At 71.6% G+C, this 25,326-nt stretch carries 19 protein-coding genes; 13 read left to right on the top strand and 6 right to left on the bottom strand.

Annotated features, from left to right (window positions below; translation table 11 throughout):
- Positions 1-17: 17 nt before the first annotated feature.
- Both B7K22_RS01475 and B7K22_RS01470 read right to left on the bottom strand, forming a co-directional pair.
- The gene (locus tag B7K22_RS01475; protein ID WP_234983258.1) at positions 18-1,274 is read right to left on the bottom strand and encodes an MFS transporter; all 1,257 of its coding nucleotides are present in this window, start codon (positions 1,272-1,274) and stop codon (positions 18-20) included.
- A gap of 3 nt (positions 1,275-1,277) precedes the next feature.
- Positions 1,278-3,521 carry a glycoside hydrolase family 3 N-terminal domain-containing protein gene (locus tag B7K22_RS01470; protein WP_084038023.1) on the bottom strand — a complete coding sequence of 748 codons (2,244 nt, stop codon included), beginning with the start codon at positions 3,519-3,521 and terminating at the stop codon, positions 1,278-1,280.
- A gap of 84 nt (positions 3,522-3,605) precedes the next feature.
- On the opposite strand from B7K22_RS01470, the gene B7K22_RS01465 reads away from it, so the two are divergent.
- On the top strand, positions 3,606-4,220 hold the full coding sequence (locus B7K22_RS01465) for a TetR/AcrR family transcriptional regulator (RefSeq protein ID WP_084038022.1): 615 nt from the start codon (positions 3,606-3,608) through the stop codon (positions 4,218-4,220).
- Between the two features lie 7 nt (positions 4,221-4,227).
- On the opposite strand, the gene B7K22_RS01460 is transcribed toward B7K22_RS01465, so the two are convergent.
- On the bottom strand, positions 4,228-6,186 hold the full coding sequence (locus B7K22_RS01460) for a M3 family metallopeptidase (RefSeq protein WP_084038021.1): 1,959 nt from the start codon (positions 6,184-6,186) through the stop codon (positions 4,228-4,230).
- A 148-nt stretch (positions 6,187-6,334) separates the two neighbouring features.
- On the opposite strand from B7K22_RS01460, the gene B7K22_RS01455 reads away from it, so the two are divergent.
- Positions 6,335-6,919, top strand: coding sequence for a DoxX family membrane protein (locus B7K22_RS01455; RefSeq protein ID WP_200807341.1), 585 nt, complete (start codon positions 6,335-6,337; stop codon positions 6,917-6,919).
- A 21-nt stretch (positions 6,920-6,940) separates the two neighbouring features.
- Here the strand turns inward: B7K22_RS01455 and B7K22_RS01450 are convergent, their stop codons facing one another.
- The 3 genes from B7K22_RS01450 to B7K22_RS01440 are packed head-to-tail and all read right to left on the bottom strand — an operon-like array spanning position 6,941 to position 10,050.
- Complete coding sequence (locus B7K22_RS01450) at positions 6,941-7,720, bottom strand: GDSL-type esterase/lipase family protein (protein WP_084038020.1); 780 nt, start codon at positions 7,718-7,720, stop codon at positions 6,941-6,943.
- 6 nt (positions 7,721-7,726) lie between these two features.
- Positions 7,727-8,884 (bottom strand): glycosyltransferase, encoded by a 1,158-nt coding sequence (locus tag B7K22_RS01445; RefSeq protein WP_084038019.1) that lies wholly within the window; start codon positions 8,882-8,884, stop codon positions 7,727-7,729.
- A complete protein-coding gene (locus tag B7K22_RS01440) occupies positions 8,881-10,050 on the bottom strand; it encodes a glycosyltransferase family 1 protein (protein WP_084038018.1) in 1,170 nt (389 codons plus the stop codon). Before B7K22_RS01440 ends, B7K22_RS01445 begins: the two co-directional genes overlap by 4 nt.
- Before the next feature lie 168 nt (positions 10,051-10,218).
- Between B7K22_RS01440 and B7K22_RS01435 the strand changes: the two genes are divergently transcribed.
- The 11 genes from B7K22_RS01435 to cobA all read left to right on the top strand — a co-directional run bounded on the left by B7K22_RS01435 (position 10,219) and on the right by cobA (position 25,321).
- On the top strand, positions 10,219-10,863 hold the full coding sequence (locus B7K22_RS01435) for a copper resistance protein CopC (protein WP_084038017.1): 645 nt from the start codon (positions 10,219-10,221) through the stop codon (positions 10,861-10,863).
- 31 nt (positions 10,864-10,894) lie between these two features.
- Positions 10,895-11,812 carry a hydroxymethylbilane synthase gene (hemC, locus tag B7K22_RS01430; protein WP_084039624.1) on the top strand — a complete coding sequence of 306 codons (918 nt, stop codon included), beginning with the start codon at positions 10,895-10,897 and terminating at the stop codon, positions 11,810-11,812.
- Position 11,813: 1 nt separating this feature from the next.
- Entirely contained in the window at positions 11,814-12,986 is a 1,173-nt protein-coding gene (locus tag B7K22_RS01425; protein WP_084038016.1) for a uroporphyrinogen-III synthase, read from the top strand.
- The gene (gene hemB, locus B7K22_RS01420) at positions 12,983-13,966 is read left to right on the top strand and encodes a porphobilinogen synthase (RefSeq protein ID WP_084038015.1); all 984 of its coding nucleotides are present in this window, start codon (positions 12,983-12,985) and stop codon (positions 13,964-13,966) included. Before B7K22_RS01425 ends, hemB begins: the two co-directional genes overlap by 4 nt.
- A gap of 57 nt (positions 13,967-14,023) precedes the next feature.
- A complete protein-coding gene (locus tag B7K22_RS01415; protein WP_084038014.1) occupies positions 14,024-15,334 on the top strand; it encodes a glutamate-1-semialdehyde 2,1-aminomutase in 1,311 nt (436 codons plus the stop codon).
- A gap of 494 nt (positions 15,335-15,828) precedes the next feature.
- The gene (locus tag B7K22_RS01410) at positions 15,829-17,229 is read left to right on the top strand and encodes an MFS transporter (protein WP_084038013.1); all 1,401 of its coding nucleotides are present in this window, start codon (positions 15,829-15,831) and stop codon (positions 17,227-17,229) included.
- A 101-nt stretch (positions 17,230-17,330) separates the two neighbouring features.
- The gene (locus B7K22_RS01405; RefSeq protein WP_084038012.1) at positions 17,331-19,472 is read left to right on the top strand and encodes a molybdopterin oxidoreductase family protein; all 2,142 of its coding nucleotides are present in this window, start codon (positions 17,331-17,333) and stop codon (positions 19,470-19,472) included.
- Positions 19,469-20,977 carry an FAD-dependent oxidoreductase gene (locus B7K22_RS01400; RefSeq protein WP_084038011.1) on the top strand — a complete coding sequence of 503 codons (1,509 nt, stop codon included), beginning with the start codon at positions 19,469-19,471 and terminating at the stop codon, positions 20,975-20,977. Before B7K22_RS01405 ends, B7K22_RS01400 begins: the two co-directional genes overlap by 4 nt.
- 11 nt (positions 20,978-20,988) lie before the next feature.
- Positions 20,989-23,562, top strand: coding sequence for a nitrite reductase large subunit NirB (nirB, locus tag B7K22_RS01395; protein WP_084038010.1), 2,574 nt, complete (start codon positions 20,989-20,991; stop codon positions 23,560-23,562).
- Positions 23,559-23,948, top strand: a complete 390-nt coding sequence (gene nirD, locus B7K22_RS01390) for a nitrite reductase small subunit NirD (protein WP_084038009.1) — start codon at positions 23,559-23,561, stop codon at positions 23,946-23,948. The genes nirB and nirD overlap by 4 nt, the downstream gene beginning before the upstream one ends.
- Before the next feature lie 152 nt (positions 23,949-24,100).
- Positions 24,101-25,321, top strand: a complete 1,221-nt coding sequence (gene cobA / locus B7K22_RS01385) for a uroporphyrinogen-III C-methyltransferase (protein ID WP_084038008.1) — start codon at positions 24,101-24,103, stop codon at positions 25,319-25,321.
- Positions 25,322-25,326 lie beyond the last annotated feature (5 nt).

Below are 25,326 nucleotides of genomic sequence, written 5' to 3'. Positions count from 1 at the left end.
GTGCTCCGAGATCCGTTTTACAGGGGACCGTTCGACGCAGAGGGCGAAGCCTGGAGGCGGCGCGGTTCCATGACTCCCGCGAGCAGCACGACCAGCAGGCCCATGACCGGCATGATCGCGAGCCCGACGCGCAGCGACGTGGCGTCGGCGATCGCGCCCACGATCGGCGGCGACAGCAGGAACGCCAGGCGCAGAGTCCAGCCCACGATCGTGAGGCCGCTGCCGGACTTGAGGCCTGGAAGCTCGTCCGCTGCGTGGAACGCGCCGGGGATCAGGGTGGCGATGCCCAGGCCGGCAGCGCCGAACCCGACGATCGTGCCCCACACCGACGGGAACGCGAGAGCGAGACCCATGCCGACGAACATCAGCAGCCCGCCGGTGCGCGCGACGGCGCGCTGACCGAACCGGTCGATCATGCGGTCGCCCGTGAGCCTCCCGACGAACTGGCAGCCCTGCAGGGACACGAATCCGAAGGCCGCGATGGCGGCGGGCGCGGCGAGCTCGTCGCGCAGGTAGCTGGCCGCCCAGGTCGCCGCCGCGTCCTCCGCCCATGCTCCCGCGATCGAGATGAGGGACAGCGCCCCCAGCAGCAGCCACAGGCGAGGTGAGCCGGCGCGGCGCGGCGCCTCGTGAGGCATGGCGGCCTCATCGGCTCCCTCGTCGGCGGTGGTCTGCGGCTCGGGCCCCTTGAGAAGCAGCGGGTAGGTCACGACGTTGATCGCGACCACCAGCACCACCATGCCCGCGAACTGCCACCGCACTGAGACGTCGAGGCCTGCGGCCGCTGCGCCCAGCAGTCCGCCCGTGACGGCGCCCAGCGACCACATCGCGTGGAAGCCATTGTTGATCGAGCGCCGGTACAGTCGCTGGACCCGCAGGCCGTGAGAGTTCTGCGCGACGTCGACCCACGCGTCCGTCGCTCCCACGACGAACAGCGCCGCCGCGAACAGGTAGACGTTGCTCGCGAGCCCGGCGCCCATCAGCGCGATCGCACACAGCACCATGCCTGCGACCGCGACGCGTGACGACCGGAAGCGTCGGATGAGGGTGCCGGAGGCGAGGCCCAGCAGCAGCGCGCCTACCGGCCACATCGCCATCGCGACGCCCAGCTGGCCGTAGGACAGGCTCAGGCCGTCGCGCAGCTCGGGCAGACGCGGCGCGAGGCTCCCAAGCAGGATGCCGTTGGTCGCGAAGATCAGCGAGACGCCCAGGCGGGCGCGGCGCAGGTCGCGGGTCACGGTCGCCGTGCGCATGGGCCGTGTGGCGTCCGACATGGGCTAGCCGATCCTGAACCGCACGGACAGCAGGTCCCGCAGGCGTGACGATGGGCCCACGAGCATGGTGAACGTTCCCGGCTCGATGACGCGCTCGCCCTCGGCATTGACGATCGAGCATGCCGCGAGCGGAAGCTCGAGCTCGACGGCGCGCGTCTCGCCCGGCGCGAGGGTCACCTGTCGGTGCGCCTTGAGCTCGCGGTCGGCCCACGTCGCCGACGTGACCTCGTCGCGCACGTACACCTGCACCGTCTCGAGCGCGGGGCGCGAGCCGGTGTTGGCGAGGGTGACGTGCGCGCGGACCACATCGTCGTCGCCCGGCGCGAGCAGCTGCAGGTCGGAGTACTCGACCGTGGTGAAGCTCCGGCCCTCGCCGAACACCCACCGCGGCTCCTGAGTGAGATCGGCGTAGCGGTGCCCGTGCTGGGCGTCGATCTGGTTGTAGTACGTGGGCTGCTGGCCCACGTGGCGCGGCCACGAGAGCGGCAGGCGACCGCTGGGCTCGATCGCTCCCAGGATCAGCTCCGCGATGGCCTGGCCGCCGTGCATGCCAGGGTTGGCAGCCCAGATGATCGCCGATGCGCGTTCCGCCGACGGGGGAAGCACGTGGGGCTTGGAGGCGAGCACGACGAGGATGACCGGGGTGGCGGTCTCGACGAGGGCATCGAGCAGGGCGACCTGCCCGCCCAGCAGCTCGAGCGTCGCGGTGGAGCGGCCCTCGCCGATGAGCTCGATGCGGTCGCCGAGCACGGCGACCACGGCATCGGCGCCCTGGGACGCGGCGACGGCGGCGGCGATCTGATCCGCGTCAGGCTCGGCCGCGTTCATGATGTGCGGCCGGGGCTGGCCGTCCGCGAAGGTCTCGCCCTCGGGGTCGGGACCCGTGGTGCCGATCTCTGCGCCGCGCTCGTACGTCACCTCCCAGCCGTCGGGGACCTGCTCACGCAGGCCGTCCACGGTGGTCAGGATCATGTCGCGGGGCTGGCCGTGCGGCAGCCAATCGGCCTGGCCGGAGCTGCCGGCCCAGTCGCCCAGCTGCGTCTGGGCGTCGTGCGCGTTGGGACCCACGACGGCGATGCGGCGCGGAGGGGCGCCCTCGCCCGTGTCGAGCGGCAGCAGCCCGTCGTTCTCGAGCAGCACGAGCGAGCGCCGGGAAGCCTCGAGGCCCAGCGCGCGATGGGCGTCCTGTCCGATGACCTCCCGCTGGCGGTCGGCGTCCGGCAGGCGGGGGTTCTCGAACAGGCCCAGGTCGAACTTCAGCGTGAGGATGCGACCGACGGCCTCGTCGATGCGCTCCTCGGGCAGCAGGCCCCGCGCCACGGCCTCCTGGGCGCCGTCGAAGAAGGCCGGGGTCGCCATGATCATGTCGTTGCCCGCGTTCACGGCGGCAGCGGCGGCGGTCGCGTAGTCGGGGAACATGCGCTGCTCGCGCACGAGGTTGCCGACGTTGTCCCAGTCGGTGATGAGGGTTCCGGCGTAGCCCCACTCTCCGCGCAGCACGTCGTTCAGGAGCCAGTCGTTCACGGTGATGGGCGTGCCGTCGATGCCCTGGTAGCCGAGCATGAAGGTGCGGCAGCCCTCGCGGGCCACGCGTTCGAAGGGCGGCAGGAACCACGAGCGCAGCTTGCGCCGCGACAGGTCGGCCTCGGAGGCATCGCGGCCCCCCTGCGTCTCGGAGTATCCGGCGAAGTGCTTGGCCGTCGCGAGGATCGCCGTCGGGTCGTCGAGTCCGTCTCCCTGGTATCCGGCCACCATCGCGGAGGCGAGCTCGCCGATCAGGTACGGGTCCTCGCCGAAGGTCTCGGACACCCGGCCCCAGCGGAGGTCGCGCGTGATGCACAGCACCGGAGAGAAGGTCCAGTGGATGCCGGTGGCGGAGACCTCGACTGCTGTAGCGCGCGCGATGCGCTGCACGAGGTCGCGATCCCATGTCGCCGCGAGCCCGAGCTGCGTGGGGTAGATCTCGGCGCCCTCGAAGAACGAGTGGCCGTGGATGCAGTCCTCGCCCACCAGCAGCGGGATGCGCAGGCGGGATCCGCGCACCGCGGTGTCGGCCTCGACCATGGCCGCGGGGGAGGTGTGGAGGATCGAGCCCACGTGGAAGTCCTCGATGAGCCCCGTCACGCCGTCCTTCGAGTTGAGCTGCATCATCTGGCCCACCTTCTCGGGCAGAGTCATGCGCGAGACGAGATCAGCGACCCTGTCCGCGGTCGTGAGCGACGAGTCGAGGTAGGCGGGAGCGTCCATGAGGGTCCTTTCGCGGCGGGGCGGTCTGCATCGAGGCCGTGACGATGCTACCAAAGTTCCTTACCGCGTGGTAAGTTGCCGTTCATGTCCGAGCCCGAGCCTCTCGATGGTCGACAGCAGCGCGGTCGCGACACTCGCGCGCACATCATCGCCGCCGCGACGGAGCAGTTCTGCGAGTCGGGCTATCGGGCGGGATCCCTGCGCGACATCGCGGCGCGAGCGGGGATGACGCACCCAGGCGTGCTCTACCACTTCCCGACCAAGGAGGCCCTCCTGATGGCGGTGCTCGAGCACCGCGACCAGCAGGGGGCGCTCGACAACCCGGTGCGCAGCGAGCTCGGCCGCGAGGCGCTGAGGTCCATGGTCGGCTCGGCCGAGAAGAACGAGACCCAGCGTCCGCTCGTCGAGCTCTTCACCACGCTGTCCGCCGAGGCGACGAGCGCTGACCACCCTGCGCACGACTACTTCCGGGGGCGCTACGAGCGGCTGCTCGCGAGCCTCGTCGGCGCGTATGCGGTGGCGCGGGAGGCCGGCGACCTGGTCGAAGGCGTCGACCCTGAGATCGCCGGGGCGCAGCTCATCGCCCTGCTCGACGGACTCCAGGTGCAGTGGCTGCTGGGCACCCTGCCGACCTCCATGGCCGCAGTGGTGGCGGCGCATCTCCATGCACAGCTGCGGGCGCCCCTGGAGTTCCCGTAGCCGACGCTCAGGCCGTCGGCGCGCCGCGCGACTCAGTCGCGGCGCCCGTGGTGTCCAGCTGAGCCAGCCACGTCGTGTATGCCTCCGCGCTGAAGGGGCGCCCGAGGAACTCCTCGACCAGCGCGCTCGCGGGCCGCTCCCCGCCGGGAACGAGCACGGCATCGCGGTATCGCCTCGCGTTGTCCTTGTTCAGCAGGTCGTCCTGATCGAACCCCGTGAAGAGGTCTCGCGCGATCGCGAGGCTCCACTGATACGTGTAGTAGCAGGCCGAGTAGGTCGTGAGGTGGCCAAAGCTCGCGTACTGGTGGGTTCCGGTGAGGAGCTCGCGCACGTCGTAGCGCTCTTCGATCGCGGTCGCGAACGCGGCACGATCCTGCGGCACGTCGCGGTGGAGCCGGTACGACAGCTGTGCGTAGACGAGCTGGCGGCAGGTCAGCAGCCCGTGAGCGAGGTGGCGGCTCGAGCGCAGGCTCTCGACGAGCGAGGCGGGGATGGCGGTGCCATCGCCATCGACCGCGAATCGCGCGAGCACGGTGTGGTCCCACGCCCACTCCTCGAGCAGCTGGGAGGGCGCCTCCACGAAGTCCCACTCGCCCCGCTCCGACAGGCCAGCCAGCCTCATCCAGCGACCGGCGCCGGACAGGATGGCATGCAGGAGATGTCCGAACTCGTGCAGGAAGGTCTGGAGGTCGTCGAACGTCATGGAGCCGCGCGGGAAGTTGCACACGAGCGCGCTCACCGGCAGCTGGCGCCCCGCGATCCCGGTCACGATGGGGAAGCACGCCATGTGTCCGTACTTGCCAGCGCGGGGATGCATGTCCAGAAGGATGCGGCCGATGCGCTGGTCACCTGAGACGACGTCGTACGCCTCGACGTCGGCGTGCCACCGGGGCGCATCGGCGACGGTATCGAACCGGAGGTCGAACAGCTCGCCGGCCAGCTCGAGGATGCCGTCCCTGACCCGCCCGAAGTCAAGGAAGCGACGCACCTCATGCGGGTCGACTCCGAACCGCTCGGCCTTGATCCTCTCGATGTAGTACCGCGAGTCGGCGACGGTGATCCCCGCCGCCTCCGGGTGGTCGTCGCGCAGACGCTCGAGGAGCATCGCGGCGTCCGCGGTGCCTGCTGGGCGCGCGGCGGCGTCGACCTGCTCGAGGAACGCCTCGATGCCGGCGCCGTCTCGCATCATCATGCGTGCGGTCGCGTAGTCCGGCCACCCCGAGAAGCCCAGCAGTCTCGCCTTCTCGTCCCGCAGTCGCAGGATGCGGCCCAGCACCTCGTCGTTCGCGGGGTACGCGCGGTCGTAGTCGACGCGCACGAGCGCCTCACGTGCCGCCCGGTCGTGAGCCATGGCGAGGAACGGCGCCATGTCGGGGTAGTCCGTCGTGATCTCCACCAAGCCGTCCTCGCCGCGCGGATGCTCGGCGACGTAGTCGTCCGGCAGGCCGGCGAGCGCGCCCGGCGCCACGCGGATGCGGCCCACGTCCTCCCGGATGTTCTCGGAGAACGCTGTCTCGGCTGACGCGAGCTCCTGATCAATCTGCGCGAGGCGCTCGCGGTCGGGTGCGTCGAGGTGGGCGCCTTGGAGGCGGAAGTCTCGCAGCACCAGGTCGCGGAGGTACCCCGCTCCTTCGGGCGCGGGGGCACCGGTGAGCGCGGCGTACAGCTCAGGGTCGCCGTCCCTGGCGGTGCGGAAGGCGGCGATCTCCAGCACGAGCTCCGTGCAGGAGTGCCGCACGTCGGCATCGGGGTGCACCTCGGCGATGGACTCGACGAGCTGGTGCGCGTTCGACAGCTCGATGTCGGCATCGTTCCACGCCTCCCAAGCGCAGTCCGCGGCACCGGCCCGCAGGCTCCCGAGGGCAGTCGTGGCGCGAGCGAGGCTCGCGCGCACCGACGCCGTGACGAACTCGCGCCACTGCTCCTCGGGTTGGGGAAATCGTGGCAGAGTCTCCGTGCTGGTCATCTCGCCATGCTAAGCCGCGCCGGCGTCCCGTACGCCCTGGACAGGGCGCGCACCAGCGGCTTCACCGTGCGAGCCGGCCACGCCAGGAGTAGCCTCGAAGCGGTCGGAGCGACGTGGCCCGGCCGTCACTTCGAGCGAGGGGAACGCCATGGCGACCACCGAACCTACGAGGACCACCGCAGTCGAACGCCCGGCGGGCTCCCGCGCGGGCTGGATTCTCCTCAGCCTGGCGCGCATCGCCGTGGGCTGGATCTTCCTCTGGACCTTCCTCGACAAGACCTTCGGTCTGGGGTTCTCCACGTGCCGTGACACCGAGAGCGGCGCCGTCGACGTCGGCTGCGACGCCACGTGGGCGAGCGGGGCGCGCATGACCGAGGGCTATCTGGGGTCGTCGAGCGGGCCGCTCGCGGACTTCTACGCTGGTCTGGGCGAGCAGGCGTGGACCGACTGGCCCTACATGATCGGTCTGCTCGGCATCGGACTCGCGCTCGTGCTCGGCATCGGCACCAGGGTCGCGATGTGGGCCGCGGCACTCATGCTCGCGATGATGTACACGAGCCACGCGTGGCCGGGAGCGGTCTACCCCCAGCAGAACCCGTTCGTCGACGAGCACATCGTCTACATCCTGGTCGTGTTCGCAGCGGTGCTGCTCGAGGTGCGCTACCAAGCGATCGGCCTGGGCGAGTGGTGGAAGCGACTCGGAGCCGTCCAGAAGAACCGCTGGCTCATCTAGCCGCTTCCTCCCTGCCTCCGCTCACGCACGCGCCGCCTTGCTCAGGCGGGAGCGCCGGTCCTCGAGCAGCTCGTGCGTCACCATCCGGGTGACCTGCGGCAGCAGGTCGCGGCTGCGGCGCAGGGTCCACGGGGCGCCGTTGCGCACGAGCCACCACGCGCGATCAGTGAGGCCGGGGGGAGCGGGAGCCGGAGAGATCGCGACGCGTTGCGGCCAACGCGCCGCGAGCTCCGCGACGGCTGCTGCGGCGAGCATGCGATGGCCCAGCGGCGATGGATGGATGCGGTCGATGTGCCATGCGCGACGGCCGGTCACGTGGAACACGGCACCGCCATCGACGAGCGTCGCAGTCGTCCTCGAGGCCGCAGCGACGATCGCGGCGTTGACCGCGGCCACCCTCCTGGCCATGACGGAGGTCACGGCGCGGGGCAGCGCGTCGAAGAGGCCGATGCGATCGATGCCGAGCACGACCACGCACCTGTCGGGCGCGCTCACCGCGTGGAGGGCGGCCTCGAGCTCGCGCTCCACCTCCCCAGGGTCGAAGTCGCCGCGGAGCACGTCGTTGCCGCCGGCGCTCATGAGGACGATATCCGGCTCGCATGCGAGCGCTCGCTGAAGCTGGGAAGCCGAGAGGTCACGCGCGCGCACGCCGTTCGCGGCGACGTTCACGAAGCGCGAGGCGCCCACCGCCCGTGCGGTGTGCGCCGCCCAGCCCACGTCGCCCCTCGGGTGCTGCGTGCCGTCGCCCACCCCCAGCGTGAGCGAGTCTCCGATCGCAGCCACGACCGGCCCTCGTGCCATGACCGCTCACCTCGCAGAAGCTGGTGCAGTCGCTGCGCTCACGCGAGCGAGCGCGCGCTCGTGGATGCCGAGCATCGAGGTGACCGTCGCCGACCACGGCATCGTCTCGGCGCGCTTGCGTGCCCTCGCGCTCGCCGCCGCGGGGTCATCGTCGAGCACCGACTCGATCGCATCGGCGAAGCCCTCCGGACTGCTGACCGCTGCCACGCCACCGCGGCCCACCACCCCCGGCAGGGCCGAGCGCTCGTTGACCACCGCAGGGGTGCCGGATGCCAGGGCCTCGAGGGCGGCGAGGCCGAAGGTCTCGATCGGGCCTGGCGCGACCACCGCATCGGCGCTCGCCAGCAGCCGCGCGAAGCTCTCGCGACCGTCGATGAAACCCAGGAACGTGACGGGCAGTCCTCGGGCGCGCTCGCGCATGCGCGCCTCGAGCGCGCCGGTTCCAGCGCTCACGAGCCGGACCCGGCGTCCCCGCCTGACCAGTTCGCGCACGGCGTCGATCGCGAGGTCGGGGCACTTCTCGGCCGACAGCCGCGACGCCATCACCAGCAGCGCCTCACCTGCGCCGGCGTGCGCGTCGCGGGTGCTCTGATCGCGTCTGCTCGGGTGGAACGCGTCGAGATCCACGCCCAACGGCACGGTGTGCGTGACGGCGCCGATGCGATCGAACTCCTCGGCGGCGAACGGCGTGGTCGCGATCAGGCTCGTGAAGCGGCGCCGGGTGCCGCGGTTGTGAGCGTCCGCGAGAGCGCGCACCGGGAGGGCGCGCCCGGTCCACGACGGGAGATGGGCCGCGATGACGCCGTCCGCGCGTTCGTGAGCGAAGAACGCGCTGGGGATCCCGCGCGCACGCGCCCAGCCTCCCAGACCGCGCAGGGAGGTGCGGTCGGACACCTCGATCACGTCCGGCTCGAAGCCGTCGAGCAGTTCGCGCACGAGGGACGTGCGCGTGATCATGCGATAGCCGCCCGAGAGTGGCAGCACCGCGCTCGCAATCTGCACGCGCCGTCCGAACGGAGTGTCCTCATCGACGTCCTCGGCGCCCGGCACCACCATCAGGAACTCGTGCCCGCGGGCCGCGTATCCGCGGCCCAACTCGTGCATCGCGGTGCGCAGGCCGCCGGACGTCGGGCCGTAGAAGTTGGCGATGTGCGCGATCCTCATGGGCGGATCGCCTCGTGATCGAGAACGTCCCACGGGCGCTCGGGGGCACGGTGGTGTGCGCTGATCGCCTCCGCGTAGTGACCGACGAGAGCGTCGCACACGCTCGTCCAGGTGCGGCCGGCGACACTCGCCCGTGCCTGCACCGAGAACCGCTCCCGCCGCTCGGGCTCCTCGACGAGCGCCCGCACCCCCGCGACCATCTGATCCAGGCGGCCCGGCTCGTACAGATATCCGGTGTGGTCGGGATCCACGAGATCGATCGGGCCGCCCCGGCGCGGCGCCACGACCGGCACCCCTGCGGCGTGAGCCTCCTGGATGCCCTGGCAGAAGGTCTCCAGCTCTCCGCAATGGACGAACACGTCGAGGCTCGCGACGGCGCGTGCCAGATCCTCGCCGCCCAGGTGCCCCGTGAACGTCGCATGGGGAAGCAGCGTCTCGAGCCGCGAGCGCGCAGGTCCGTCGCCGATGATCACGACCCGAATGCCACCGATGTCGCTCAGGCGCGCGAGATCCTCCACGCGCTTCTCGGCCGCGAGGCGCCCGGCATAGCCGACGATCACCTCTCCGCCGGGCGCCCAGGAGCGCCGGAGGCCGGCGGTGCGCTTCGCGGGATGGAAGCGGCGAGTGTCGACGCCGCGGGGCCAGAGGCGCAGGCGCGGGACCCCCAGCCCCTCCAGCTGACGCATCGCGTAGGTCGACGGGGCGAGCGTCAGCCCCGCGCGGCGGTGGATGTTGAGGACCCGGTCCCACAGGATCGGCTCTCCCCAGCCCACCCGATAGCGGTCCGCGTAGCTCGGCACCTCGGTCTGGTAGACGGCCACGGACGGGATCGACAGCTCCTCTGCTGCGCGCACCCCCGACCATCCCAGCATGAACGGGGATGCCAGGTGGACCACATCCGGTGCGTAGTCGTCGAGGATCCGCGCGATGCGCGCCGAGCCCGACAGGGAGACCCGCACGTCGTCGTACCCTGGCCAGCCCATCGCTGGGAGGCGCTTGACCTGAGCGACGCCGTACCTCACCGGTCCCGCCGACCCCTTCGCCTCGGGCGCGATCACGAGCGCCTCGTCGCCGCGTGCCGACAGGTGCTCGATCACACGCAGGAGCGAGTGCGTCACGCCGTTGGCGTGCGGGAGGAACGACTCCGCGATCAGGGCGACCTTCACGGCTCCATTGTGACCGGCTGCGCCGATGGCGCCAGGGCGAGCGCGCACGAATGTCCCGTGAACGTTCGATGACGCACGCCTGAAGCGGCGCGCGCCCGGGAGGGCGGGACCGGCGGGAGCCGCGCGGCTCGGGTCAGGAGCACCGTCGAGCGCTGAGACAATGGAGGCATGACCGCTTCGCTCGCGCGGCCCGCTCGCGTGTCCCTCGTCCTCGTCGCCCTCGTGCTGTCCCTGCTGCTCCCCGCCCCGCAGGCCCACGCTCACTCGGAGCTGCGCGCCTCGAGCCCCGAGCAGGGGTCGACGGTCCAGGAGCTCACCGAGGTGCGGCTCGAGTTCGGCACCGCCATCCTGGACATCGGTGCGGAGCTCGCCATCGAGGATGCCGCGGGTGAGCGCCACGAGCTCGCCCCGGACTTCTCCGAGCAGAACACCCTGACTGCACCGGTCGACGCCGAGCTCGCCGTCGGCGACGCGACGCTGGCGTGGCGAGTCATCGGGGAGGACGGGCACCCTGTCGAGGGAGTGGTCTCCTTCACGTACGCCCCCGATTCCGGTTCCTCGCCCACGGCGAGTCCCGACAGCGCGCCCGCCGCGCCCGAGCCGAGCCCGACCGCGGCCGCGCCGAGCGCATCGGCAACTTCCTCCTCGGACCCGAGCCCGAGCGCCGTGGTGCTGGACTCGCCGGTCGTGGCGGAGCCCGAGCCCGCCACGCCGGGCTGGCTGTGGCCGGTGATCGGTGTCGCGGCGCTCGTCACGGCCGCCACCGCGCTCGTCCTGGTGCTGCGCAGGCGGGGAGTCGACGAGGCACCCTGACGCCCACCTCGACTGTGAAACGATGGAGCGCATGAAGATCCGGCTCGGCACCCGCGGCTCCGCCCTCGCGCGCACGCAGTCGGGGATGGTCGCGGATCAGATCACGGCCGCGGCTGCCGCGCATGGCGTGGGCCTCGAGGTCGAGCTCGTCGAGATCACCACGCACGGCGACTTGTCTCGCGGGTCGCTCGTGGGCCTCAGCGAGGTCGGCGTGTTCGTCGCGTCGCTGAGGGAGTCCCTGCTGCGAGGCGAGTGCGACCTCGCCGTCCACTCGCTCAAGGACATGCCCACCCAGGCCCACCCGGACCTCGAGGTGGCCGCCATCACCGAGCGGGCCGATGTCCGCGACGCGCTGTGCACCATGGGGCCCCCGCTGCGGGAGCTTCCCGAGGGGGCGAGGATCGGCACCGGCTCGCCTCGCCGCGCGGCGCAGGTGCTCGCGCTGCGCCGAGACCTCGTGATCGAGCCCTTGCGCGGCAACGTGGACACCCGGCTGGGGAAGGTGGGCACCGAGCTCGACGGCGTGGTGCTGGCTGCGGCCGGCCTGCAGCGTCTGGGGCGCCTCGATGAGGCGACCGAGCTCCTCGACCCGTCCGACATGCTTCCCGCACCCGGCCAGGGCGCGCTGGCTATCGAGATCGTGCCGGGAGCGGATGCCGCGTGGGCCGATCACGTTCGCGCGCTCGACCATGCCGACACTCGCGCGGCCGTGACGGCCGAACGCGCGCTGCTGGGAGTGCTCGACGCAGGATGCTCGGCCCCCGTGGGCGCGTATGGCAGCGTAGACCGCGGCACGCTGAGCCTGCGGGCCCGCGTCATCGACGCCACCGGACGGCTCGCCCTCAACGAGCACTCCACCGGTCCCGCCTCCGAGCCGGCCTCCCTGGGCCGGTCGACGGGCTGGACCCTCATGAGCCGCGGCGCCGGCCGCCTGATGGGAAGGACCTGACATGGATCTGAGCCTGCTCGAGGGGCGCCACATCCTCGTGCCCGTCACGGCGCAGCGTCGCCACCTCGCGGAGCGCCTCGCCCAGGCGGGAGCGGTCGTGGAGGAGGTCGAGTTCATCGCGATCGAGCCCAGCTCGGAGCCTGAGGCGCTCGAGGAGGCCACCATCGCGTGGTGCGCGGGCGACTTCGACTGGCTCGCCGTCACGAGCCGCAATGCGCTGTCGGCGATGGACGCGATCGCCCGGCGGCACTCGATGAGCCTGGCCGCACCCCAGCCGCAGGCCAAGGTCGCGACCGTGGGCGAGGCCACGCGCGCCGTGTGCGCCGACCTCGGCCTCGACGTCGAGCTGGTGCCCTCCTCGCGCCAGAACGCTCGCGGCATCGTGGAGGAGTTCGCGGGCGGCCCCGGCAAGGTGCTCGCGCCGCTGGGCAATCTCGCGGCACCGGTGCTCGCTCGCGGTCTGGAGCGCAAGGGCTGGACCGTCACGACGGTCGAGGCGTATCGCACGGTGGACGGCTCGGGCGTCGGCAAGCAGCTGCGGGAGGAGATCGAGTCGGGTCGGTTCGACGCCGTGCTGCTGACCTCCGGCTCGGTCGCGCAGAGGCTCGCCGACTCGGGGGCTGCGGTTCCCGAGGAGACTCTCGTGGTGGCGATCGGCGACATGACCGCCGCGACAGCGCGCGCCGCGGGCCTCGAGCTCGCGTCGGTGGCGACGGCGCCGTCCTATGACGGGATCGTCGCGGGCCTGCTCGCGGCGCTCGACCCCGACCGGCTCGAGGAGTACGACGCGAACGACGGCGCGGAGGACACCAGCGCAGAAGACGATGCAGGCCAGGCCGCCGATGCGCCTGCCGAGGCGGGCGCCGATGTCACCGATGCGCCAGTCGCCGGCAGCGAAGCGTCCGCGGAGGACGTCGCGGCCGATGCGGGGGCTGCGGAGGAGCCTGCGTGGGCTGAGGAGCCGGACGACGGGTCGGCGGGTGCCGGCGATGCGTCGGCTCCGACGGGCGAAGAGGGCCAGCCCCACGAGGACGAGGGCGATCCCGACACCGCCGCGTCGGACCAGTCGTTCGATGACATCATCGCTGGCGCCCCGCAGGCGTCCTCGCCACCGGCCATCGACGGGGACTCGAGCTTTGACGACATCGTGTCAGGGCCGGGGGACAAGGGATGACCTTCACCCCGCACCGCCGCCCGCGCCGCCTGCGGTCCTCGGCGGCGATGCGGCGGCTCGTCCGCGAAACCCGGGTGCACCCGGCCCAGCTCGTCCTGCCGCTGTTCGTCCACGAGTCGCTGACCGAGCCGCGCGAGATTCCCTCGATGCCTGGCGTCGAGCAGCTCCCGCTGAGCGCGCTGGCCGGGGCGATCGACGGCGCTGCCGACGCCGGGATCGGCGGGGTGATGCTGTTCGCGATCCCCGCCTATCGGGACGCCACGGGCTCGGCCGCCTGCGAGGCTGACGGCATCCTCAATCGCGCCATCGAGGTCGCGGCCAGCGCGGCGCGAGGGCGGCTGGTCGTCATGGCCGACCTGTGCCTGGACGAGTTCACCGACCACGGCCACTGTGGCGTGCTCGCCGCTGACGGCTCGGTCGACAACGACGCGACGCTCGAGGTCTACGGCCGCATGGCGGTCGCACAGGCCCGCGCGGGGGCGCAGGTCCTCGGGCTGTCGGGGATGATGGACGGTCAGGTCGCGGCCGTGCGCGGTGCGTTGGACGATGCCGGGCATCAGCGCACGAGCATCCTCGCCTACGCCGCCAAGTACGCATCCGCTGCTTACGGGCCATTCCGCGACGCCGTCGAGTCCGATCTTCAGGGCGACCGGCGCACCTACCAGATGGATCCGGCGAACCGCGTCGAGGGGTCCCTCGAGGCGGCGCTCGACGAGGCGGAGGGTGCGGACATCCTCATGGTCAAGCCGGCGCTTCCGTACCTCGACGTGCTCGCGGACGTCGTCGCCGAGGCGGGCATCCCCGTCGCCGCGTATCACGTGTCGGGGGAGTACTCCCAGATCGAGGCCGCCGCGGCCAACGGCTGGGTCGACCGCCGTGCCGCTCACCTGGAGGCCGTGACCAGCATCGTCCGGGCGGGCGCCGGGATCGTGCTGACGTACGCAGCGCTCGACCTCGCCGCCTGGCTCCGCGAGGACTGACGCGACACCGAACGACGAGGGCGCGCCGCGCCCCTGAGCCACCTCGAGGAGGCGCACGTGACCACCTTCACCGACCGCGCATCGGCCATCCTGCCTGGTGGGGTCAACTCGCCCGTCCGCGCGTGGAACGGGGTGGGCGGCGACCCCGTCCCGCTCGCGAGCGCACGGGGGTCGCGGGTGACCGACACCGACGGCAGGGAGTACGTCGATCTCGTCGGATCGTGGGGGCCGGCCATCCTGGGTCACGCGCACCCGACGATCGTGCAGGCGGTGCAGGAGGCGGCCGCGGACGGGCTGTCGTTCGGCGCCACCACCACGCGGGAGGTCGAGCTCGCCGAGGAGATCCGCGCCCGCTACGCGCCGGCCGAGCGCGTCCGCCTGGTCTCCACGGGGACCGAGGCCACCATGACGGCCATCCGCCTCGCGCGCGGCGCGACCGGGCGGGACGTGATCGTGAAGTTCGCCGGCTGCTACCACGGGCACTCGGACTCGCTGCTGGTCGCGGCGGGCTCGGGGCTCGCGACCGCGGGGGTGCCCGACAGCGCTGGGGTCACCAAGGGCACCGCCGTCGACACCATCGTGCTGCCCTACGGCGACGAGGAGGCGCTCACCGACGCCTTCGCCGAGCACGGCCCATCGATCGCCGCGGTCATCACCGAGGCGGCGCCGTGCAACATGGGCGTGGTCGCCCCGCCGCGGGGCTTCAACCGCCTCATCTCGCACCTGTGCACCGCCGAGGGCGCGGTGATGATCCTCGACGAGGTGCTCACCGGCTTCCGTGCCGGCCCGTCCGGGTACTGGGGCATCGAGCGCGACGAGGACCTGGCCGCCGGCGTCGAGCCGTGGCAGCCCGACCTCGTGACGTTCGGCAAGGTCATCGGCGGCGGCATGCCCGTCGCGGCGCTGGGCGGCCGCGTCGAGATCATGGAGCAGCTCGCGCCGTTGGGCCCGGTCTACCAGGCGGGCACGCTGTCGGGGAACCCCGTCGCCACCGCCGCGGGGCTCGCGACGATGCGGCTGCTCACCGAGGACGTCTACGCGCGCGTGCGCGACAGCGCCGACGCGCTTGCCGGGGGAGTGTCGGCCATCCTCACCGAGGCAGGCATCGCGCACGCCGTGGGTCGTGCCGGCACCCTGTTCTCGGTCTTCCTCGGCCTGGCCGATGCGCCCGTCACCTTCGACGCGGTCGCACAGCAGGACATGGCGGCCTACGGTCGCCTGTTCCACGCGCTGCACGGCGCCGGCGTGTACCTGCCCCCCAGCGCCTACGAGGCGTGGTTCGTGTCGCAGGCGCACGGCGAGGAGGATCTCGCGCGCGTGCTCGACGCGGTGGGAGCATGGGCGAGCGCGGAGGCCGCGCTCGCCTGATCCTCGCCCGCCGCCGCGTGCCGCAGCCGCGCGGCCCAGCGCGCGCATCGGCTCGCATGCACGACATCGAGGTGCGCGCGGACGTCACAGGCGAACTGCGGTCGGCCGTCGTGCGCACGCGGGCGCTCGCACGAGGGGCGTCAGTTCGTCTGCGAGCTCGGCGCCTCGACGGGGCGCACGATCGCGGTTCGTGCCCGCTGAGGCGCGAAAAACATCACACCGGCTCGCGACACTCCGTGAGACCTGCCCGCCTTGCGCGCCCTGCCCCGCACGATGCCGTTCTTTCTCACACGCGCACCTGCGCCGGCGCAGGACTTCTCACCCGACGTCTCGGCGAGGCGTGAGGAAGAGTTCGCGCACGCTTCACATGGAGCGCGGGCGGGCGAAACATCCCCTCCTTAGCGTGGGTGCTGTCCGATGGAGAGCTGTGCGGGGCTCCCAGGCCGATGGCGGCCCGGACTTCATCCATCCAATGAACCCTGGGGAGGGGTCTCATGACCGTGCAGGACAAGACCGGCGTCACCGACGTCGAGCCCGGCGTCATCGGCAAGGGCCGGTGGATCGAGCGCTGGACCCCGGAGAACGACTTGTTCTGGGAGTCCACCGGCAAGAAGATCGCCTTCCGCAACCTCGTCTTCTCCATCGTCGCCGAGCACATCGGCTTCTCCGTATGGCTGCTGTGGTCCATCGTCGTGGTCCGCATGTACGGCACCTTCGACGAGTCCGGCGCTCTGGTCGCCGCGGGCGCGAACGGCTGGGCGCTCACCGCGAGCCAGGGCCTGACCCTGCTGGCCGTCGCGTCCGGCGTGGGCGCCTTCCTTCGCATCCCCTACACGTTCGCGGTTCCGATCTTCGGAGGCCGCAACTGGACCGTCATCTCCGCGCTCCTGCTCCTCGTGCCCACCCTGGGCCTCGCGTGGGTGGTCGGCCGGCCCGAGACGCCTTTCGCCGTGCTCGTGCTCATCGCCGCGACCGCCGGCTTCGGCGGCGGCAACTTCGCCTCCTCGATGTCGAACATCTCGTTCTTCTACCCAGACAAGGCCAAGGGCTGGGCGCTCGGCCTCAACGCGGCAGGCGGGAACATCGGCGTGGCGGTGGCCCAGAAGCTCGTGCCCATCGTCGTCGGCATCGGCGGCGTCGGCCTCGCGATGGCCGGTCTGGTGTACGTGCCGCTCGCGCTCGCTGCGGCCATCCTCGCGTTCCTGTTCATGGACAACCTGCGTGAGGCCAAGGCGGATCCCAAGCCCACCGCGCGGTCCCTCAAGCACGGCCATACCTGGATGATGGCGTTCCTGTACATCGGAACCTTCGGCTCCTTCATCGGTTACTCGGCGGCCTTCCCGACACTGCTGACGGTGGTCTTCGACCGCGCCGACATCGCGCTGACGTGGGGCTTCCTCGGTGCGCTGGTGGGGTCGCTGTCGCGGCCGTATGGCGGCAGGCTCGCGGACAGGTTCGGGGGCTCGATCATCACGCTGATCGCGTTCGTGGCGATGGCCGGCGCGGGCTGGGCGGCGGTGACGGGCGTGCAGGGCGAGAACCTGGGCCTGTTCTTCGTGAGCTTCATCGCCCTCTTCGCGCTCACCGGGATCGGCAATGGGTCCACCTATCGGATGATCCCGTCGATCTTCAACCGGCTGCGCGAGGCCAAGGGCGACGGCACGGAGGAGGCGTTCCTGGACTTCAAGCGCCAGGCGGCCGGCGCGGTGGGCATCATCTCCTCGATCGGGGCCTTCGGCGGCTTCGCGATCCCGTTCGTCTACCTGTGGTCGCGCGAGACCTTCGACGGCTCGATCGTCCCCGCCCTCCAGATCTACATCGGCGTGTTCCTCCTCATGGCCGTCCTGACGTGGGTGTTCTACCTGCGCAAGGGCGCCCGGATGGCGAACGTCTGATCGTGCCCGCACAGCACGGCGCCGCGTCGCCCGGGACTCAGCACCCGGGCGGCGCGGCTGCGCCCTCGAACCCTTCCGGGACGGCCGGGCAGCCCGCCGCGGTGGCCACGCACTGCCCGTACTGCGCCCTGCAGTGCGCGCAGACGCTGACCCCCACCCCTGGCGAGCGCCTGCCGCTTGAGGTCTCGGGGCGCGACTTCCCCACCAACAGGGGAGGGCTGTGCCAGAAGGGCTGGACCTCGGCGGAGGTGCTGCGCGCCGAGGACCGCGTGACGAGCCCGATGATCCGCACCGCTGATGGCGGCTTCCGCGAGGCCACCTGGGACGAGGCCCTGGGCCTCGTCGCTGGCCGCGTCCGCGAGCTGCAGGCGGAGTCGGGCCGGGAGTCGATCGCGGTGTTCGGCGGCGGCGGGCTCACCAACGAGAAGGCCTACGCGCTCGGCAAGTTCGCGCGCGTGGTGCTGCGCACCCCGTTCATCGACTACAACGGCCGGTTCTGCATGTCCTCGGCCGCGGCCGCCTCGAACCGGGCGTTCGGCATGGATCGCGGGCTCGGCTTCCCCCTGGCTGACCTCGGCGGCGCCGATGCGGTGCTGGTCCTGGGCTCGAACATGGGCGTGACCATGCCGCCCTTCGTGCAGCATCTCGCCGGAGCGCGCGAGCGCGGCGGTCTGGTGGTGGTCGACCCGCGCGAGACCGTCACCGCGAAGCTGGCCGGCGGCGACCAGGGCGTGCACCTCGCGCCGGTGCCCGGCACGGACATGGTGGTGCTGCTCGCGCTCACCCACATCGTGCTGGCCGAGGGCCTGGCCGACCTCGACTACCTCGAGGAGCGCACCACCGGCCTCGACGACGTCCGCCGCTCCGTTGCCGCGTGGTGGCCCGAGCGTGCCGAGTCGGTGTGCGGCATCGCCGCCGACGAGCTGCGCCGGACGGCGCGGCTGCTCGCGGCGGCCTCTCCTCGCCATGGGGGCCGCGGCGCCTACGTCCTCACGGGGCGAGGCATGGAGCAGATGAGCCAGGGCACCGCGTGCGTCACGGCGGCCATCAACCTGGCGCTGTGCCTGGGTCTGGTCGGCCGCGAGGGCTCTGGGTTCGGTCCCGTCACCGGCCAGGGCAACGGCCAGGGCGGCCGCGAGCACGGCCAGAAGTCAGACCAGCTGCCCGGCTACCGGATGATCACCGACCCCGCCGCCCGGGCGCATGTCGCCGGCGTCTGGGGCGTCGAGCCCGACTCGCTCCCTGGGCCCGGCGTTCCGGCCGTGAAGCTGCTCGACTCGCTCGGCCGTGAGGGCGGCCCGCGGGCGCTGTTCGTCCACGGCTCCAACGTGGTGGTCTCGGCGCCCAACGCGGAGGCGGTCGTCGAGTCGCTGCGGCGGCTCGACCTGCTCGTGGTGAGCGACCTGGTGCCCTCCGAGACGGCGATGCTCGCCGACGTGATCCTCCCGATCACTCAGTGGGCGGAGGAGGAGGGCACGATGACCAACCTCGAGGCCCGCATCATCCGCCGCCGCAAGGCGGCCGAACCGCCCGGCGAGGCCCGGTCCGAGCTGTGGATCCTCGGCGAGCTCGCGCGACTGCTCGGCGTCGACCGCGGCTTCTCCGACGACCCGGCGACGGTGTTCGACGAGATGGCTCGCGCATCGGCCGGGGGTGCAGCCGACTACTCGGGGATCACCTACGAGCGGCTGGACGCCGGCGAGGAGATCCAGTGGCCGTGCCCCGCGACCGACGGGGTTCCGCACCCTGGCACCCCGCGCGTGTTCCTCGAGCGCTTCAACACCCCTGACGGCCGCGCACGCATGATCCCGGTGGACCACCACGCGCCCGCGGACGACGTCCGCGCGGGTGCCCCGATCTACCTCGTCACCGGCCGAGTGCTGCAGCACTACCAGTCGGGCGCACAGACCCGCAGGGTCGCCGAGCTCGACGCCGCGCAGCCTGAGCCGTTCGTGGAGATGCACCCGCTCCTGGCCGAGCGCATCGGCCTGGACGAGGGCGAGGAGGCGATCCTGTCGACCTCCCGCGGCGAGGCCGTCGCCACGGTGAGGATCACCGAGGCGATCCGCCCGGACACCGTCTTCATGCCGTTCCACTGGGCGGGCGCTGGCAGCGCCAACCGGCTGACCAACGACGTCACCGACCCCATCAGCGGCATGCCCGAGTTCAAGGTCACCGCGGTCGCCATCGCGCCCGCAGCAGTCTTCGATCCCACCGTCTCCCTGGGGGTGAGCGTCTCGTGAATGTGGTCGTCATCGGAAACGGCATGGTCGGATCGAGGTTCGTCGACGACCTCGTCGCGCGCGACCCCGAGGTCCACGTCACGGTTCTCGGCAAGGAGGGCCACCTGCCGTACAACCGGGTCCTGCTGTCGAGCGTGGTCGCAGGCAAGACCGCGCCCGAGTCGCTCGCGATGGCGACAGCCACGTCCGACCGCGTGCGCGTGCTCACCGGAGTGCCGGCGATCGACGTGGACCGGGCCGCGCGGACCGTGACGGACGGTGCGGGCGAGGTGCACCCGTACGACCGGCTGGTGTTCGCGACCGGCTCGCAGGCGCGCATCCCGAGCATCCAGGGAGTCGCGACCGATCGCGGCCTGCTGCCCGGCGCCAGCGTTCTCAAGGACCTCGACGACGCTCAGGGAATCGTCGCCGCGCTGCCCAAGGCGCGCCGTGCCGTCGTGCTGGGGGCAGGCGTGCTGGGGCTCGAGGTCGCAACCGGACTCGCTGCGCGCGGGCTCTCGGTTACCCTCGTGCACCACGCGGACCGGCTCATGGAGCGCCAGCTGGGATCTGCGGCGTCCCAGATCGCGGCGGGCTCGCTCGAGCGCCTGGGCGTCAAGGTCATCACCGAGACATCGGTCGCTCGCGTGCTCGACCGCCGCGGCGTGCTGTCGGCCGTGACCCTCACCGACGGCAGCGAGGTGCTCACCGACATGCTGGTGATGTGCGCGGGCACCATCCCCGAGGCGGCGCTCGCGCGCCGGGCGGGCCTGCCCTGCGAGCGCGGCATCCTCGTTGGCGCGGACCTCGCGTCGCCCGCGGATCCCCGTGTGTTCGCCATCGGCGACTGCGCGCAGCCCCCCGAGGGCGGCTCCGGTCTGGTCGCGCAGGGCTGGGATCAGGCATCTCGCCTGGTGTCTCGTTGGAGCAACGCCGATGCGCCCGTCGGCTCGGCAGCGGAGGTCGCCGAGGACGGTGCTGACGACGAGCTCGACCCCACCAACGTGGTCAGGGTCAAGGCACTCGGACTCGAGGTGGTCACCATGGGGCTGTCCGGCAAGTTCGATCACGGCGAGCGGGAGCTGCGCGCCGTGCGCATGTCGGACCCCGCGATCGGCAGGTTCGTCGAGGTGGTCGTGAGCCACGGGCTGCTCGTGGGAGCCACCGTCGTGGGCGACAAGCAGTGCGCGAGCGAGCTGTCGGCCATGTACACCCGCATGGTGCCCGTCCCGAGCGACCCGGCCCACCTCATCATTCGCCCGCTCGCGGGGGCCGGACGCCCCGCACCGGTCTCCGCCGAGGACATGACCGACGACCACACCGTGTGCCAGTGCAACTCCGTGCCCAAGGGCCGCATCATCGCGGCCATCGACGACGGCTGCACCAGCGTCGACGAGGTCGCGAAGGCAACGCGCGCGAGCACCGGGTGCGGCGACTGCCGCTCGCTCGTGGGCGACATCATCCGTACCTGCGGCGTGCCCGAGGCGGCCGAGGACAGCAAGGTTCCCGCGCTGGCGGGGAAGTGAAGGGAGAGGCCATGACCGAGACGCAGAGGATCGTGGTGGTCGGTGGCGGCATGGTCGCGCATCGGTTCACCGAGGCGATGCGCGACCGCGACACCGAGGGGCGTTACCACGTCACCGTGCTGGCGGAGGAGCCGCGCGCGCCGTATGACCGCGTGGCGCTCACGAGCTACTTCACCGGCAAGGACCCCGACGACCTCGCGCTCGGCACGCCCGACCTGTGGCAGGACCCGCTCGTCCGCCTCGAGCGCGACGCCCGCGTCGCGACCATCGACCGCGAAGCGCGCACGGTCACCGACAAGCGCGGCAAGACCTACCCGTACGACCACCTCGTGATGGCGACCGGCTCGTACGCCTGGGCCCCGCCCATGGACGGCGCCGACCTGCCGGGCGTGTTCGTCTACCGCACCATCGACGACGTCGCCGCGCTGCGCATCTTCGTCGAGGAGCGCTCCAAGGCGCTCGGCCGCGTCGTGCGCGGTGCCGTCATCGGCGGCGGCCTGCTGGGCCTCGAGGCCGCGGGTGCGCTCCAGGAGCTCGGTGCCACCAGCACCGTGATCCAGTTCGCCGACCGGCTGATGAACCTGCAGGTCGATGAGGGCGGCGGCCACGCCCTGAGCCGACTCATCGAGAACCTGGGCGTCACCGTGCGATGCAACACCGCGACGCAGGCGATCAAGCCCGACAGGAACGGTCGCGCCGGCCGCCTGACCTTCGCCGACGGCGGCGAGCAGCTGGTCGACGTGGTCGTCTTCGCGACGGGCGTGCGACCACGCGACGAGCTGGGCCGCGAGGCTGGGCTCACGATTGGCGAGCGCGGCGGCATCGTGGTCGACGACACCTGCTTGACGGACGACCCCGACATCTCCGCGATCGGCGAGGTCGCGTGCATCCAGGGCGCCTGCATCGGCCTCATCGCCCCGGGCAACACGATGGCGGAGATCGCCGTCGACCGGCTGCTGGGCGGTACATCGACGTTCCCCGGCGCGGACACCTCAGCGAAGCTCAAGCTGCTGGGCGTCGACGTCGCGAGCTTCGGGGATGCCTTCGCGCAGACGCCAGGCGCGCTCGAGCTGGTCTACGCGGACCCGGTGGCCGGCGTCTACAAGAAGCTGGTCCTCACCGATGACGCGCGGACCCTGCTGGGCGGCATCCTCGTGGGCGACGCGAGCGCCTACGCCTCGCTGCGGCCCATGGTCGGCTCGGACCTGGGCGCGGACCCCGCGGCGTGGCTGCTGCCTGAGGGCTCCGGCGAGCGCCCGAGCGTCGAGCTGCCAGACGAGGCCGCCGTGTGCTCGTGCAACAACGTCTCCGCCGGCGCGATCCGCTGCGCCGTGAACGACGAGGGCTGCACCGACCTCGCGGGCGTCAAGGCATGCACGAAGGCTGGCACCAGTTGCGGCTCGTGCCTGCCGCTCGTCAAGAAGATCATGGGCGCCGAGCTCGAGAAGTCGGGCATCGAGGTGTCGAACGCGCTGTGCGAGCACTTCGACATGAGCCGTGCCCAGCTGTTCAGTGCGATCCAGGTGTCCGAGCTGCGCACCTTCTCCGAGATCATCGAGCGGTTCGGCGCCGGCCGTGGCTGCGACCTATGCAAGCCGGCGATCGGATCGATCCTCGCGAGCCTCTACAACGAGCACGTCCTCGCGCAGGACCGCGCCGCCCTCCAGGACACCAACGACCGCGTGATGGCTAACATGCAGAAGGACGGCACCTACTCGGTGGTGCCCCGCGTGCCCGGCGGCGAGATCCTGCCCGAGCACCTGATCCTCATCGGGAAGATCGCCCAGGACTTCGGGCTCTACACGAAGATCACCGGCGGCCAGCGCATCGACATGTTCGGCGCTCGCCTCGAGCAGCTGCCGAGCATCTGGAAGCGCCTTGTCGACGCCGGCATGGAGTCAGGTCACGCCTACGGCAAGAGCCTGCGCACCGTGAAGTCCTGCGTGGGCTCGACGTGGTGCCGCTACGGCGTCCAGGACTCGGTCGGCATGGCCATCGCGCTCGAGCTCAGGTACCGCGGACTGCGCAGCCCTCACAAGCTGAAGCTGGGCGTCTCGGGCTGCGCGCGCGAGTGCGCCGAGGCGCGCGGCAAGGACGTAGGCGTGATCGCGACCGACAACGGCTGGAACGTCTACGTGGGCGGCAACGGTGGCTTCACGCCCAAGCATGCGCAGCTCCTGGTCGAGGACGTGGACGACGAGACGGTCTTCCAGGTGATCGACCGCTACCTCATGTACTACATCCGCACCGCCGATCGCCTGGAGCGCACCGCTCCGTGGCAGGAGGAGCACGAGGGTGGGCTCGAGGCGATCCGTCAGGTCATCATGGAGGACTCGCTGGGCATCTGCGCCGACCTCGACGCGCACATGGCCCGCCACATCGACTCGTACGAGGACGAGTGGAAGGCCGTCCTGAACGACCCCGAGCGGCTCGCCCAGTTCACGAGCTTCGTCAATGCTCCCGACCAGCCCGACCCGTCGCTCGCCTACGTCGAGCAGCGCGGCCAGCGCCGCCCGGCGACGCCCTCCGAGCGGGAGTCCGGCGCCGTCCTCATCGCTCCCTCGACCCTGGAGGTCCGCTCGTGACGACCACCGCATCGGCTCCCCACGACCACACGACCCGCGTGGCCGTGTGCGCCTACGACCGCCTCACGCCCGACCTCGGGGTGGCGGCGCTCGTCGGCGACACGCAGGTGGCGATCTTCCGGCTCGCCGACGGAACCGTGCACGCCGTGCAGAACCTGTGCCCATTCTCGGGCGCGTACGTGCTGTCGCGCGGCATCACCGGCTCGAAGGGCGACGTTCCCACCATCGCGTCGCCCATCTACAAGCAGGTGTTCTCGCTGCTGACAGGCGAGTGCCTGGTCACCATGGACAAGGAGCCCAAGCCCGGGCTGTCGACAACGCTCGAGGTGTTCGCGGTCGACGTCGAGGACGGCGTGGTCCACATCACCCCTCCGCCCCCAGCGTGAGATGGATCCCTGTCGTCGATGTACGAGCTCTGATCAGCGAGATGGATCCATCTCGCGGTGAGAGAGGGGCAGGGCCGATGCGGTCGCGAGTTGGTCGTCAGCCGCGTCACCCTCGACAATGGCGGCATGGGCGTGAGAGTGACTGGTGACTCGTGACGGCGCTGTTCGGACTCGACCTGCGCGGCAGGGCCGTCGTGGTCGCGGGAGGCGGTGCCGTCGCGTCGCGGCGCGTGCGGCGGTTCGTCAGCGAGGGAGCCGTCGTGACCGTCGTGGCGCCGGAGATCCACGAGGATCTCGAGCGACACGCGCTCCACGGTGACGTGACTGTCCTCCGGCGCGGCATCACGCCCCAGGACTTGGACGGGGCGTGGTTCGTGCTGGCGGCGACGGACGACAGCGAGCTCAACGACGCCATCGCACGGTGGGCGCACGAGCGTCAGGTGTGGTGCATCGACGCGTCCGACGCGTCGAAGGGCTCCGCGCGCCAGGCCGCGATGTCCAAGCACGGCGACCTGGCGATCGGCGTGCTGTCGCTCGACAGCCCCGATCCCGGCAGGATCCGCACCGTGCGCGATGCGATCGCCAGGCATCTCGATGCCGGCGAGGTGGACATGCGACGTCGGCGCCCAGGATCGGGTCGGGTCATCCTGGTGGGGTCCGGGCCTGGCGATCCCGGTCTCATCACCGTGCGCGGGCGCCAGGCGCTGTCGGAGGCCGACGTCGTGGTCACGGATCGTCTGGGTGCGACCGAGCTGCTGGTCACGGTGCCCTACGACGTCGAGGTGGTGAACGTCGGCAAGTCGCCTGACCACCACCCGGTGCCGCAGCACGAGATCAACCGACTCCTCGTCGAGCGCGCGCGTGAGGGCAAGACGGTGGTGCGGCTCAAGGGAGGGGACCCGTACGTCTTCGGCCGCGGTGGGGAGGAGGTCCACGCGTGCGTGGCGGCTGGGATCGACGTCGAGGTCGTGCCTGGCATCACATCGGCGCTCGCCGTGCCCGCCAGCGCGGGCATCCCCGTCACGCAGCGCGGCGTCGCGACATCCCTGCTGGTGACGACCGGCCACGCGGGTGCGGACGCCGCATCCGTCGCCGCTATGGCTGCGGGCGCGACTGTCGTGGTGCTCATGGGCGTGGCGGCCCTGCCGGAGATCGTGGAGGCGGCAGTGGCCGGCGGATGCGACCCCGACACGCCGGTGGCGATCGTCGAGAACGGCACCACCTCACGCGAGCGCATCACGACGGGTGCGCTCTCGGACATCGTTCGTATCTGCGGCGAAACAGGAGTGAAACCTCCAGCCATTATCGTCATCGGTGAGGTGGCGCGGCCCGGTCTGCTGGCTGGAGACCTGGCGGCGACCCCGGAGCCGTAGGAGGA

It is taken from the genome of Demequina sp. NBRC 110053, from assembly GCF_002090095.1.
Lineage (GTDB): Bacteria > Actinomycetota > Actinomycetes > Actinomycetales > Demequinaceae > Demequina.
The sequence above is the reverse complement of the archived record's forward strand: the minus strand, read 5'-3'. Positions and strand labels throughout refer to the sequence as shown.